Source organism: Bartonella fuyuanensis, from assembly GCF_014197255.1.
Classification (GTDB): Bacteria; Pseudomonadota; Alphaproteobacteria; order Rhizobiales; family Rhizobiaceae; genus Bartonella; species Bartonella fuyuanensis.
In genome coordinates this window covers 267,133-280,365 of the sequence record NZ_JACIFE010000001.1, presented here as the reverse complement: position 1 = coordinate 280,365, position 13,233 = coordinate 267,133, and the positions used below count along the sequence as shown (strand labels likewise).

The window sequence follows — 13,233 nt, the reverse complement described above, 5'->3', positions numbered from 1 at the left end:
TAATTTGTTGCAGAAATTTGAACGGCAATCAAATCGATGACAAACAATTCTCAACTGGAAACTTTACAAAAAGCAACTCCTAATGATACATCTTCAACGGCATTTCTTGTGTTTGCTCGTTTGCATCTTCGAATACAACGCCTTTTCAGACAATTGCTTTTTTCCAGTCTCACACGTCGTATTGTTATATTAAATATTGCTGCCCTTGCCGTTCTTGTTACAGGCATTTTATATCTTAACCAATTTCGCGATGGTTTAATTGAAGCAAAAATTAAAAGTCTATGTACCCAAGGAAAAATTATTGCTGGAGCTATTGCTGCTTCTGCAACAGTAGATACAAACTCCATCCTCATTGATCCGCAAAAGCTTTTAGAGTTACAGGCTGGAGAAAGTGTTACACCCGCCCCTCAATCAACAGACTCTTGGGATTTTCCCATTAACCCTGAGCAAGTTGCTCCTCTTTTAAGGCGTCTCATCACACCTAAAACGACAAGAGCGCGTATCTATGATCGTGATGCTACTTTACTTCTTGATTCGCGTGTTCTTTATTCTAGTGGAGAAGTTTTTAGCTATGACTTACCCCCACTAAAAACAGAACAAAACATGTGGGATCGCCTCAGTTCATGGTATTCAAGTACATTTTATGGCAAAGGTATAGTTCTTGACAGAGAACAAATGAAAACCAATGGTATTCCTTATCCAGAAGTATATCGAGCATTAAACGGATCTCTTGCAACCGCTAAAAGACGTAATAAACAAGGTCAATTAATTGTCTCCGTTGCCGTTCCGGTTCAACGCTATCGTGCAGTAGTTGGTGCCCTTCTTCTTTCAACCACTGGCTCCGATATTGATAACATCGTAAAGGGTGAAAGACTGGTTATATTTAAAGTTTTTGCCGTTGTAGGCAGCGTACTTTTGGTCCTTTCTCTCTTTTTAGCTCACACGATTGCCCACCCATTAAGCAAATTATCTGCATCTGCTAACCGAGTACGGAATGGCAACAATCAGCGTGTAGAAATTCCTGATTTTTCAATGCGTGAAGATGAAATTGGTCACCTTTCAACTTCTATTCGTGATATGACCAATGCCCTTTATATGCGTATTGAAGCCATTGAACGCTTTGCTGCTGATGTAAGTCACGAATTAAAAAATCCCCTCACCTCTCTACGCAGTGCCGTTGAAACGCTCCCTTTAGCGAAAAATGAAGAAGCACAAGAAAAATTACTCGAAATTATTCAACATGATGTGCGTCGTCTTGATCGGTTGATTACAGATATTTCTGATGCATCGCGATTAGATGCAGAACTTGCACGAGAAACTGCAGAAATCATTGATATGACACCACTTTTGGAAAGCCTTGTTCATGCTGTTCAAGAAGTATACCGTAATACGCAAACCATTGATGTAAGCCTTAATATTATTCCACGTCCTCACGGAAAAGCCTATCTTGTGTTGGGACATGAACTGCGTTTAGGGCAAGTGATTTCAAATCTTCTTGAAAATGCACGTTCTTTTATTCCTCGTGATCGTGGAAAAATTTGCATAACTATGAAAAATCATGCTTCAACCCTTATTTTAACCATTGAAGATAATGGCCCTGGCATTCGTTCAGAGAATATTGAACGCATTTTTGAGCGTTTTTATACAGATCGACCAAACGAAGATGCTTTTGGACAAAACTCTGGACTTGGCCTTTCTATTAGTCGGCAAATCATCGAGGCTCATAATGGAACAATTACTGCCGAAAATATTATTGATCCCACACTGGGGAAGAGTAAAACTGGCGCACGTTTTATTATTATGCTTCCCCTCGCTAAATAAATATTTTATCCAAAGTAAAAGGTATGGAAACAAAATGTGAAATACACCACGCAAATTGCCTTCAACTGGGTAGAAAGGGGCTGTTAATTATAGGTCCATCGGGATCAGGAAAATCGACCCTTACTCTTTCTTTGCTTGACCGTGCTAAGTGGTCAAAACGTAAAGCGAAACTTATCAGTGATGATTATACAATACTGCGTGTGGAAAATGGAAAACTCCACGGATACACTCCTGACAGCTTAGAAGGCGGAATCGAGATTCGCGGTGCTGGTCTTTATACGATAGAATTTGAAAAGAATACAGCTATTAATTGCGTTATTTCTCTCGGTCCTGAATATGAGCGTTTTTCCACAAATAAAACTTTTCAATTTGAAAATTTACATATTCCTCTTTTAAAACTTCCCTCTCTTCGTGAAGCCGATTGTACAGCCATTTGTCAAGCTATTGAAGCATTTTTGTTTCGAAAAATATGGCGCAAAAACGTCTAATTTCTTTCTAAAAATAAAAAAATTACACTTTTTGCCTTTTTTTTGCAAATTTTTCTTGGCAGCAGAACAAAGCCTTGTAAAATACCCTTCCCAACCAATATGGTCGGATCTTATTTAGTTAACAGGAGTTTGCGTAAATGATTGGACTCGTGCTTGTAACGCACGGTGAATTGGCTGTCGAATTTTTACATGCCGTGGAACATGTTGTTGGAGTGCAAGAAAAGTTCGCAACAATATGCGTTTATCCCGATGACGATATAGACCAACGCCGAGGTGATATCATAGCCGCAGTAACCGATACAGATACAGATCATGGTGTAATCATATTAACAGATGTGTTTGGTGGAACGCCATCAAATATAGCTATTCCTGCTATCGAAAAAGGACGCGTTGAAATGATTGCGGGTGTTAATTTACCCATGCTTATTAAGCTGATTTCTATTCGCCAATGTCCTGATATTTCATTATCAGATGCACTAAGAATAGCACAAGAAGCAGGGCGTAAATATATTAATGTACCAAGTATGATTTCATAGCGGATAAGAAAATACCAATGTTTTCCAAAGATACTCCCCCATGTATAAGTCGTCATTTCAATATCTGTAATAAGCGCGGGTTGCATGCCCGTGCTTCTGCAAAATTTGTACAAACTGTTGACAATTTTAACGCCACTGTTGAAGTTGAAAAGGATGGAAAAATCGTTGGTGGCTCATCAATTATGGGGCTTATGATGTTAGCAGCTTCATCTGGTTGCAACCTCACTATTCATGTTTCAGGACCAGAAGCAACAGATGCTCTTAATGCTCTTGAAAAGCTCATCAATAATAACTTTGGAGAAGAAAACTAGTGCCTCTGACCATAAAAAAATGATTATCCTTAGAGAATAAAAAAATTTCTATCGCTATTTTGAATTTTAATCGCCTTTCTTGTTTTTATATTAAAATTTATAGCAGCTATGGATTGGCAAAATTATCGTAAACATAAACATTTGTTGTAATTTTGTTATGCCTGAATTTTTTCTTCCTTTCTTCACATGGCTAATTTGAATAGTTTTGCATATATGGCTAACATCCAATTTAATCATATAATTAACATCTTTTTATAGAAAAGAAAAATCTTTCTTTATAGCCTTTATCACACATAAATAATCTTCCATTGAGCATTATTGCAATGCAGATTAGGAAAACCTAATTTTTATCGATATCATAATTATTTTCTTAAAATGAATAACCTTTGTTCATTCATAATTATAGTAAGCATTTTTAGATCTTCTTTTGCTATACTATTGGTCTTATCTTTTGGGGTATATGTCCCATCTTGATTATCTATTATCGCGCTTGGAATAGCCTCTTTTTATTATATTATAAGAAGATAATATTATGCTTCATTTATTTAGTGCTCTTCAGCTTCCTAAAAAACAACAATATATTGATTTATAATGATAATTTACTGTTTTGTATATTGAATGAGAATCCCTAATATCGTAAGATTCTCTCATTTCAAATCCATGTATGTTAATCAAATAAACCCTTTTCCTTACACATTACAAGCGCAGCTAACGTGCGGGTAAAAACTATAGAAAAAAGGACTAAATATTTCTTATGAATTGTCTTAATGTAAGATCTGACGCAATATTGGGAACTAATAAATATAATGATAGTGCCAGCTTACTCCTTCACAAATAAAAACCCTCATATCATTACAAAATAGCTTATCAAAAATGCTGTGGTTTAATCGATAAAATTTTTATGTCACCTTATTTCTGGGGCGAAGTTGAAAATTCCCTAGCAGATGAAATTACGCACACCTTTAATACTGTAGAACATCCTTCTTTTACACTACCCGACAAAAGGTTTTAAAATTTTGGATTCAGAAAATACTTTCCATTCTCTTGTGATTCGCCCTAAACCTTACAAAGGGCTCAATTTTTTTTACATGAAAACATGCAATATATCTACAATAAATTAGAGTCAAAACCTGATGAAAAACAATTTACTCTGCATATTATTCGTACACCAATGCTTGATTATTAATCTTGAAGATTTTCCTTCTTTTTTATTTTCTTGAGATGATTTCTTCTCTCTCCTTTTGGCGTTTGATCATTTTATTTTACTGTTATCGCCTTCTCTCTTAAGTGTTGCTCCTATATTGTAAAAGGAAGTTGGACACTTTAAAAATAAAGGGTGTTTGTAACACCCTTTAAAAATTCTTTGAGAAAAGACCTCATATATGTAAACGTATGGAAAGCTTTGCGCTTTATGTTGAGGGGATGTTATTGATGTACTTTAAGCCGAATCAACCTCAACGGGAGCTTCTTTTGCTCCTCCTTTAGCTACACCTACTATAGCTGGACGTAGCACCCTTTCCCCAATAATATAACCTGCCTGAACAACTTGTTGAACAGTGTTATCTGGAACATCAGCGTTAGAAATTTCAAACATCGCTTGATGAAAATAAGGATCAAATTTTTGCCCTTCTGGATAAATTTTCTGCACCCCATGACGTTCTAACGCGGCCATCATGGCACGTTCAGTCATTTCAACGCCCTCTGCCAATGATTTCAAACCAGCATCACTCTCCCGTACACCTTCTGGAATAGCTTCCAAAGCACGATTGAGATTGTCAGAAACAGATAACATATCCCGTGCAAAATTAGCAATCGAATAAGCCTTCGCATCTGCCACATCACGTGCAGTACGACGTCGAAGATTTTCCATATCTGCAGCAAGACGTAAAAGCTGATCTTTCAGTTCTTTATTTTCATCCTGCAAAGATTCTAAAGGATTACTCACGTCATTGCCTTTTTCTTCAATGTCTTCAGCTCCATGTGATTCTGTTTTATGTGTTTCTAAAAATTCATCGGCCGATTGTTTAAATGCATTACGATCAACCGGATTTTTTAAATTGCAATTTTCAAATGAAGCGTCAGTAAATTTGTTTTTTTCATCAGACATAAAAATTTTATTCCTTCATAAGATTTATTATTCTCGATATCGAAATTTTACAGACAAAAATCAAGAGGTATCCATATATATTAATACAATGAGCTTCTATAATACAAATACTTACCTACATCGTTTTAACGCAATAATTGTGACACAAGTTGAGCTGTATAATCAACCATGGGTACAATCCTTGCGTAATTAAGCCGTGTAGGACCAATAACACCTAAAGCACCAATGACTCTTTGTTGTGAATTACGATAAGGTGCTACAACTAAAGAAGAACCAGAAAGTGAAAATAACTTATTTTCTGAACCAATAAAAATTCGAACCCCCGAACCTTCATCTGTTAAATCGAGAAGCTGTGCCATACTCTCACGCGTTTCAAGATCATCAAATAAATGGCGTAACCGCTCTAAATCTTCTTCTGCTTTCACGTCCTCAAGCAAATTGCTGCGCCCGCGAACAATGAGACGTATTTTATGATCAGCCCCTTCTCCTCCCCAAAGAGCTAATCCCGTTTCAATAAGATGCTGCGATAAATCATCAAGTGCAGCCCGTGTTTCTGCACATAAACGGGCTATTTCCTCTTTAGCTTCACTCAATGTACGCCCTTGTATATGGGCATTGAGAAAATTCATTGCTTCCGTCAATTGTGCATGGGTAACCCCTTCTGGCAAATGAACAATACGATTTTCAACTTCACCTTGTTGAGTCACCAAAACAGCAAGAGCGTGCTCCCTATCAAGACGCACAAATTCAAGATGTTTCAATGTTCCTTCTTGTTTTGTTGCTAGTACAAGCCCGGCCCCCCGTGAAAGATCTGAAAGAACTCGACTTGCTTGAACAAGAAAATGTTCAACTGATTGCGCATGACCAGCCTCTTTGACTTGCATTTCAATATTTTCTCGCTCCTCGTTTGGTAAATCACCTGCTTCCATAAATGCGTCAACAAAAAAGCGTAAACCTGATTGTGTCGGCATTCGGCCTGCAGAAACATGTGGTGCATAAATCAAACCAAGATGTTCAAGATCACTCATCACATTGCGAATCGTTGCAGGTGATAATGTCTGTTGTAAGAGCCGCGAAAGATTGCGTGACCCTACAGGTTCGCCATCATTAAGATAAGCTTCAACAATATGACGAAAAATATCACGCGAACGTTCATCAAGATATTTTAGTTCATTATCAATAGGTTTGTGCTTCATTACAATTTTTTCACTACTAAAAAAACACTTTATCTCTTATATAAGTTTTGCCAAGGTTTGGTCAAATAATCTAAAGTAGGATAAAGCATATTATCCTATCGGGTCGTAAAAAACCATCTTTTAGAGTGATAATATAAGGTGCAATTATGCACTGAGTGTTTTTGTTAGAATCTGGAATGAATATTTAAAACAGAAGGAGCTGTAGGAGAGAATAGTCTGCTGTAAGCACGTTCTAAGAAGAGCTGTTTTTTTACAAACCGATGTGAATAGAATTTTCATACTTTAGAGCAAAAAATTGGGCATTTTCCATAAAACTCGATCACAAAAAAATATCTTTCATATGTTTTCAATCGTTATTTTAGCAAAATACAAGAAATTTTCTTTGAATAAAATTTCATAAAACATTTTAAAAGATTGTATCCTATAAAGCCAAGCAAAATATGTGTATAAAGAGAGCATTTAAGTTGGTTTTTAGCACAAAAATAGTGCTCCTTCTATTTTTGGAGAAATCTATATGAGAAGCATAGTAGATAAAAAACTCGTCATTGCTACACATAATATGGGTAAATTGCGTGAAATCACTGCTTTAGTTGCGCCTTTCAGTTTAGTAATACAATCAGCAAAAGAGCTTGGCTTGCCAGAACCAAAAGAAACGGGAAAAACATTTGAAGAAAATGCTTATATCAAAGCTTTCTCAGCAGCAAAAAACACAGGACTTCCTGCCCTCTCTGATGATTCAGGCTTAGAAGTGGATGCATTGGATGGTGCGCCAGGTGTTTATACAGCTGATTGGGCGATTCAAGCCGATGGTACATGTAACTTTCCAAAAGCTATGAAAAAAATAGAAAATGAACTCCAAAAAGTCGGAGCACGAGAAAAAAATCAACGAAAATGCCGTTTTATATCTGTTATTTGCGTTGCATGGCCTGATACTCATGCAGATTATTTCCGCGGATGCGTTGAAGGAACATTCATTTGGCCTCCACGAGGAAACAAAGGCTTCGGCTTTGACCCTATTTTTTTACCAGATGGATATGAAAATACCTTTGGAGAAATGTCAACAAAGCAAAAACATGGCTGGGAACACAATGATACACCCCCTCTTTCACATCGCGCGCGTGCTTTTAAACTTTTGACAGAAAACCTTTTGGAATCTTCATGAATGAACCTTTTGGCATTTACATTCATTGGCCCTTTTGTGCAGCCAAATGTCCTTATTGTGACTTTAATTCGCATGTTCGCATCCACGGTGTTGATCAGCCGCGTTTTATTGCCGCCTTTGAGCGCGAAATAGAAACGCAATACTACAAAATAGGCCCACGCCATATTACAAGTATTTTTATTGGTGGAGGAACCCCCTCCCTTATGGAACCGCAAACCGTTGATGCTTTATTGCAAGCACTTGCAAAAAAGTGGATCGTCGACGATAAAGTTGAAATTACATTAGAAGCTAATCCATCCAGTGTAGAAGCAGAGCGTTTTCGTGGATATCGTGCAGCAGGTGTTAATCGCTTATCTTTAGGTATACAAGCACTTAATGATAAAGCACTACGCAAACTTGGCAGACTCCATAATGTGGAACAAGCTCTTTGCGCTATTGCTTTAGCGCGGCAAATTTTTCCACGTTTATCCTTTGACCTCATTTATGCCCGCCCCGAACAAACCCTTGAAGAATGGAAATCTGAACTTGTACAAGCAATTGATTTAGCAGCAGATCATCTTTCTCTTTATCAATTAACGATCGAAGAAGGAACAGCCTTTAAACGCCTTCAGGATGCAGGAAGACTTATCCTTCCCCCATCAGAGCTAGCAGCAGATCTATATCATCTTACCCAAGAAATAACGACATCACATGGACTTCCTGCCTATGAAATCTCAAACCACGCAATGCCCGGTGCTGAATCAGCACATAATCTTCTTTATTGGCGTTATCACCAATATGCAGGCTTTGGTCCGGGAGCACATGGACGTTTCATTGAAAACATACGGGATCATTCCCCTACCTGTTCAAAAGCATCATTAACATACCTTGAAAACCATGAACGTTATGTCACAATAAATGAAAAGCACCCCGAACAATGGCTTAATTTGGTAGAAACAATAGGACATGGCTGTATTGAAACAGAACAACTAACCACGGAGCAACAAGCAAATGAAATGCTCCTTATGGGATTACGTCTGTGCGAAGGCTTAGAACTTATACGCTATGAGGCTTTAAGCCCCAAATGCATTCCAATGCAAAAACTTATGGATTTACAACACCAAGAATTGATAGAAATGGTAGATAACAAACGTTTAAAAGCGACACCCAAAGGACGCATTGTTCTTGATCACATCATTAGCCAACTTGTAAATTAAATTTTATAATATCATATTGATCTTAATCTGTTGTTATCATTTTTCATAGCAAAAGCAAGGCTAAAATATCGTAAGATTATCTCATCTCAAAATATTTATAATAAATTAATTATAACCAATTGCTTACACCCTAAAAGTCGAAGAGTGAATAGATAAAAACTATAAAAAAGAGTCAAAATGCCTTTTATATCCATCCTCAAGTATTAAAAGCGATCTCAATATTTTGAAGTGAAAATTGTTATGGTAATCCAACTTTCTTTTTCATAAACGTAAAGATAGGGCCCTTAATAGCTTTATCGTTATACCATTCACAAGCATCATCCTGAAATAAGCTTGAGTTCCTTAAGAGATGTTTCTTTAAAACAAGCACATGAATGCATAATACAATAATGTATTGTTCTCTTTATGAAATCGTGGCACCATTAAAGAATTAGAGAAAGAAGCATGAAACAATGCATCAATCTTTAATTATTAAAAAAATATTACGTTAGATACTTTTGAAAACCGTAAACCAAATGAAAAAAGATAATAAAAGACATGCTGATTTTTACCTTTATGCTTTTATATTCTCTCTTAATGAAGCAAAGTTGCATGTTTATTTCAGAGACTATAAAACACAGATATAATAGAGATACATGCAATATTTATTTGAGATATACAACTGTACGACTGGCATGATTTGCAAGTCGCAGCAAAATCATGAGCTTTATTAAACAAACAATGTCATTACCGGTATGCGTACATGTTTATGGATATCTGCCGTACACGTTCTTTAAGGTTATTTTATAAAAAAATTAAAAATAATATAGGATAACTCTTAGCTAAAGAAGTCAACGTAACACTACAGAAAAATTTCTGTGTATCTTTATCATTATAAAGTATTAAAGCTGATTGAATAAGTTTACTTTCTATCGCGTGCTGATTTTTTTGTAATGGGGTTCTTTGGAACAAAGAGAGCATGGAAAATATATAAGATAAATTTGAAATACGTTTCTATGGACTTTACTCTAAGAGAGGCTCATTGAAACAAGGTATACCTTTTATGAGAATGTAGAAACCCTATTAAGACATGTGTTGTAAATAAATGCATTTACGTTGTGCGAACTTTTTACAACAGCAGCATACCTTTGTATGTCTTTATGACTTAAAAATATAGTAATATAATTTATGACATAATATTTTCTTCCCCTTGCGCGATTGCGTATTAACTTTCTTCTTACACTTTAAAGTACGAATATTTTAACCCAATTTCATCTGCAAATAATTCTGCTTCTATTATTCTCCACTCGTGCGATGCACTTAACTCAGACCTTGCAGCCAAGAATTTTAACTTAAGAATACTTACCACCCACTCTAAAATCATTTAATAAATTAAGTCTTCCGTGCCTTATATCAGCATACCTAAAATTACAATGTTTTTATAGCACAACAAAACAAAGATATTTTTGAATTGAAATATTTTCTTTAAGCAAAAAACTCAACAATAAAACGCTCATAAATAGCAGTGAGTGTTTCCATTGCATCAAGGGTTACATACTCATCTACCATGTGCATTGTTTGCCCGGGTAAACCCAATTCAACCACTGGGCAATAATCCTTAATAAATCGCGCATCTGAAGTGCCACCAGAGGTAGAACATTCTGGTGCTCTCCCTGTTACACTTTTAATAGCATTGGATAAAATTTGAATCAGTCTATCATTTTTGGTCAAAAAAACATCCCCTAAACTTGGAATCCATTCAAGCTGATAAGAGAGATATTGATCCCCATTGTTTTTTAATTGCACCGAAGCAAGACGCTTTTCAATTTCTGCAATAAGTGTTTCTTTTGTCCAAAAATCATTGTAGCGGATATTAAAACGAATTGTTGTCTGCGCTGGAATAACATTAACTGCATAATTACCGGTATCGATAGTCGTTAGCTCTAAATTACTGGGTTGAAAATTTTCTGTCCCTTTATCTAAAGGAGTTTGTGTTAATTCCTGAATAAGTTTATTTGCCAAAGGTAAGGGATTAGCCGCCCGCTCTGGGAAAGCAACATGACCTTGGCGACCTTTCACAGTAATGATACCAGAAATCGATCCGCGACGACCAATTTTGATGATATCTCCAGCAGTCTTAATGCTTGTTGGTTCTCCCACAAGCGCCGCAGTCCATTTTTCGCCTTTTTTTTCTGCCCATTTGAGAAGTTTGACCGTACCATTAACAGCAGGCCCTTCTTCATCCCCAGTAATCAAAAGGCTTACTATTCCTTTAATAGACCGTTTCTCAAGAACTCGAGCTAGCGCTGCAATAAAACAAGCAATTCCACCCTTCATATCAACAGCGCCCCGCCCATACAATTTTCCCTGATCTATGACAGCTTTAAAAGGTGGATAGGTCCATTCATCCAATGCACCTGGTGGTACAACATCCGTATGACCCGCAAACATAAGATGGGGTCCTTGATGTCCCATTTTTGCATAAAGATTTTCAACATCATGTGTATTTTTATCCGTAAAAATAGGGCGTTCGACATGAAATCCCATTTTTTTTAAAAATTGTTCCAAAGTTGATAAAGCCCCTGCTTCATGAGGTGTAACAGAAGGACAACGTATAAGATCCTGTAATAGCTGAAGTGGATCTGTAAGAGCAAGCATGAGAACCCTCCCCATTTGTTATAAATCATCGAAACTTAAAATTACTACGCTGAATTACAAAAAAGATAAAGCCAAAACATTGAAAACTCTCAACAAACCAAGTAGGGGAGGACAATCTGCTGAGAGCTTCAATAGCTTCCCTATATGTACGATGAAGCACATACACAACGACACACCCAATAAAAAGTTCCATAAAATATTGCTTTTACTTGAAAGCTTTTTACGCTTTTAATTTATATGAATCAAAATTAATTGCCTGCAACCTGTGAGCATTTTCCTTCAACCAAGTACGATACATTTTACTACCAGGACATAGTTCTTCACAAAGAGCCCAAAATCTTGGTCCGTGATTCATTTCCACAAGATGAGCAACTTCGTGAGCAACAACATATTCAATAACTTCTTTTGGTGCCATTACAAGGCGCCAAGAAAAAGAAAGACGCTTATCTATGGAACAAGATCCCCAACGACTTTTTGTATCTTTATAGCAAATTGATTTGACTTTACGCTCTACCTTATGGGAGTAATGTGTCACTAAAGGTGTTATAATAAATGCTGCTTGTTTTTTCAAAACGTCAGCAATACGTCTTGGAAGATATTCTACTTGACCATAAACAATAATTTTAGATCCTTGCCCAGCATCTGCTGTAACAATTTCTGTTACTCCACGTCCTTCTCTATGCCTTATAGTATGGGAAACACCCAAAAAAGGAATCGTCGCCCCTTCTTTAAGATAAGCGTTTTTATGAGAGATTTGCACACGAGCAAGACGTGCCTCTATCCAAGCCCGATGTTTTTCAATAAAACTTTGAACCGTACAGAGACTTATTGATAGCGGTATTGTTACGCAAATCTCTTTACCGCTAGAATTAACACGTAAGGTAAGACGACGCGCGCACCTTCTCCTCCGCACTCGTAAAGGTACAACGCAATTAGAAAAAATAAAACGCTGTTCAGAAATGCTCATATATTTATTTTCATCATCAATAAATGTATTCCTTATCTTGCATTAATCTGATCAATCAAAGATCTCAATACTGTTTCAAGGCAATTTAAATCTTGTGCACGAGAAAAGCGATGATCCGCATCACGAACAAGAGTCAATGTTACATCATGAAGCGGCAAATGATCAAGTAAAGTCAATGTATGCTGATAGGGTATCTCCACATCCTCCATACCCTGCAGAATATGGATTGGGCACCCAACATCAATGCATCCCTTCATGACACAGTTGTTTCTGCCATCTTCAATAAACGCTCTTGTAAAAGGAACCGGTTCCGTATAACTAATTTCAGAACGTTCAATATGCTCTGTTCCTTCCAAAACTTTCCACTTCTTCACACCTAAGCCTGATTCTATCAATGTTTTTGTAAAATCAGGTGCTGGAGCAATCAATATCATTCCAGCAAGCTTTTTATTTTTCTGCGCTAACAACATAGAAAGCCTTAAAGCAATCCACCCACCCATAGAAGTACCAATCAAAATTTGTGGTCCTTCACAATAGCTTTCAAAGACCGCTAAACTTTCCTTAACCCAACGTGAAATCGTTCCTTGAAAAAAATCACCTCCCGATTCTCCATTCCCAGAGTAATCAAAACGTAAGCAGGACAGATCATTCTTCTGAGCAAAATTATCAACAAACGCCGCTTTATCCCCTAACATATCGGATAAATAGCCAGGAAGCCAAACTAAACCTGGAGAATGGCGCCCCTTGCGATAACGTACCGCAAGAGCGATATCCTCAAACGGAAAAAATTGACAAGAAATATTTTGATTCAT

At 36.8% G+C, this 13,233-nt stretch carries 11 protein-coding genes; 6 read left to right on the top strand and 5 right to left on the bottom strand.

What is annotated here, in order from left to right; all coding sequences use genetic code 11:
• Positions 1 to 36 precede the first annotated feature (36 nt).
• The 4 genes from GGR08_RS01040 to GGR08_RS01025 all read left to right on the top strand — a co-directional run bounded on the left by GGR08_RS01040 (position 37) and on the right by GGR08_RS01025 (position 3,156).
• Positions 37 to 1,821: a sensor histidine kinase gene (locus GGR08_RS01040; RefSeq protein WP_183193563.1), complete on the top strand. Its 1,785-nt coding sequence runs from the start codon at positions 37 to 39 to the stop codon at positions 1,819 to 1,821.
• Between the two features lie 23 nt (positions 1,822 to 1,844).
• Positions 1,845 to 2,309, top strand: coding sequence for an HPr kinase/phosphatase C-terminal domain-containing protein (locus GGR08_RS01035; protein WP_183193562.1), 465 nt, complete (start codon positions 1,845 to 1,847; stop codon positions 2,307 to 2,309).
• A 137-nt stretch (positions 2,310 to 2,446) separates the two neighbouring features.
• Positions 2,447 to 2,845 (top strand): PTS sugar transporter subunit IIA, encoded by a 399-nt coding sequence (locus GGR08_RS01030; protein ID WP_183193561.1) that lies wholly within the window; start codon positions 2,447 to 2,449, stop codon positions 2,843 to 2,845.
• Positions 2,846 to 2,862: 17 nt separating this feature from the next.
• Entirely contained in the window at positions 2,863 to 3,156 is a 294-nt protein-coding gene (locus tag GGR08_RS01025; RefSeq protein ID WP_183193560.1) for an HPr family phosphocarrier protein, read from the top strand.
• A 1,438-nt stretch (positions 3,157 to 4,594) separates the two neighbouring features.
• Here GGR08_RS01025 and grpE read toward each other — a convergent pair.
• On the bottom strand, positions 4,595 to 5,263 hold the full coding sequence (grpE, locus tag GGR08_RS01020; RefSeq protein ID WP_183193559.1) for a nucleotide exchange factor GrpE: 669 nt from the start codon (positions 5,261 to 5,263) through the stop codon (positions 4,595 to 4,597).
• 125 nt (positions 5,264 to 5,388) lie between these two features.
• Complete coding sequence (hrcA, locus tag GGR08_RS01015; RefSeq protein WP_183193558.1) at positions 5,389 to 6,459, bottom strand: heat-inducible transcriptional repressor HrcA; 1,071 nt, start codon at positions 6,457 to 6,459, stop codon at positions 5,389 to 5,391.
• Positions 6,460 to 6,973: 514 nt separating this feature from the next.
• Here hrcA and rdgB point away from each other — a divergent pair.
• Together rdgB and hemW are read left to right on the top strand one after the other, a co-directional pair.
• Positions 6,974 to 7,621, top strand: coding sequence for an RdgB/HAM1 family non-canonical purine NTP pyrophosphatase (rdgB, locus tag GGR08_RS01010; protein WP_183193557.1), 648 nt, complete (start codon positions 6,974 to 6,976; stop codon positions 7,619 to 7,621).
• Positions 7,618 to 8,817 (top strand): radical SAM family heme chaperone HemW, encoded by a 1,200-nt coding sequence (gene hemW, locus GGR08_RS01005; protein WP_183193556.1) that lies wholly within the window; start codon positions 7,618 to 7,620, stop codon positions 8,815 to 8,817. Before rdgB ends, hemW begins: the two co-directional genes overlap by 4 nt.
• A 1,464-nt stretch (positions 8,818 to 10,281) precedes the next feature.
• On the opposite strand, the gene dapE is transcribed toward hemW, so the two are convergent.
• The 3 genes from dapE to GGR08_RS00990 all read right to left on the bottom strand — a co-directional run bounded on the left by dapE (position 10,282) and on the right by GGR08_RS00990 (position 13,233).
• The gene (gene dapE, locus GGR08_RS01000) at positions 10,282 to 11,454 is read right to left on the bottom strand and encodes a succinyl-diaminopimelate desuccinylase (RefSeq protein WP_183193555.1); all 1,173 of its coding nucleotides are present in this window, start codon (positions 11,452 to 11,454) and stop codon (positions 10,282 to 10,284) included.
• A gap of 220 nt (positions 11,455 to 11,674) precedes the next feature.
• Complete coding sequence (locus GGR08_RS00995; RefSeq protein ID WP_183193554.1) at positions 11,675 to 12,421, bottom strand: M48 family metallopeptidase; 747 nt, start codon at positions 12,419 to 12,421, stop codon at positions 11,675 to 11,677.
• Positions 12,422 to 12,453: 32 nt separating this feature from the next.
• Positions 12,454 to 13,233, bottom strand: a complete 780-nt coding sequence (locus GGR08_RS00990; protein WP_183193553.1) for an alpha/beta hydrolase — start codon at positions 13,231 to 13,233, stop codon at positions 12,454 to 12,456.

Excerpts from the sequence above, each read along its gene's own strand:
- rdgB (WP_183193557.1), top strand. The coding sequence starts at position 6,974 with ATGAGAAGCATAGTAGATAAAAAACTCGTCATTGCTACACATAATATG.
- GGR08_RS01035 (WP_183193562.1), top strand. The coding sequence starts at position 1,845 with ATGGAAACAAAATGTGAAATACACCACGCAAATTGCCTTCAACTGGGT.
- GGR08_RS01030 (WP_183193561.1), top strand. The coding sequence starts at position 2,447 with ATGATTGGACTCGTGCTTGTAACGCACGGTGAATTGGCTGTCGAATTT.
- GGR08_RS01040 (WP_183193563.1), top strand. The coding sequence starts at position 37 with ATGACAAACAATTCTCAACTGGAAACTTTACAAAAAGCAACTCCTAAT.
- GGR08_RS00995 (WP_183193554.1), bottom strand. The coding sequence starts at position 12,421 with ATGAGCATTTCTGAACAGCGTTTTATTTTTTCTAATTGCGTTGTACCT.
- dapE (WP_183193555.1), bottom strand. The coding sequence starts at position 11,454 with ATGCTTGCTCTTACAGATCCACTTCAGCTATTACAGGATCTTATACGT.
- grpE (WP_183193559.1), bottom strand. The coding sequence starts at position 5,263 with ATGTCTGATGAAAAAAACAAATTTACTGACGCTTCATTTGAAAATTGC.
- hemW (WP_183193556.1), top strand. The coding sequence starts at position 7,618 with ATGAATGAACCTTTTGGCATTTACATTCATTGGCCCTTTTGTGCAGCC.
- GGR08_RS01025 (WP_183193560.1), top strand. The coding sequence starts at position 2,863 with ATGTTTTCCAAAGATACTCCCCCATGTATAAGTCGTCATTTCAATATC.
- GGR08_RS00990 (WP_183193553.1), bottom strand. The coding sequence starts at position 13,233 with ATGAATCAAAATATTTCTTGTCAATTTTTTCCGTTTGAGGATATCGCT.
- hrcA (WP_183193558.1), bottom strand. The coding sequence starts at position 6,459 with ATGAAGCACAAACCTATTGATAATGAACTAAAATATCTTGATGAACGT.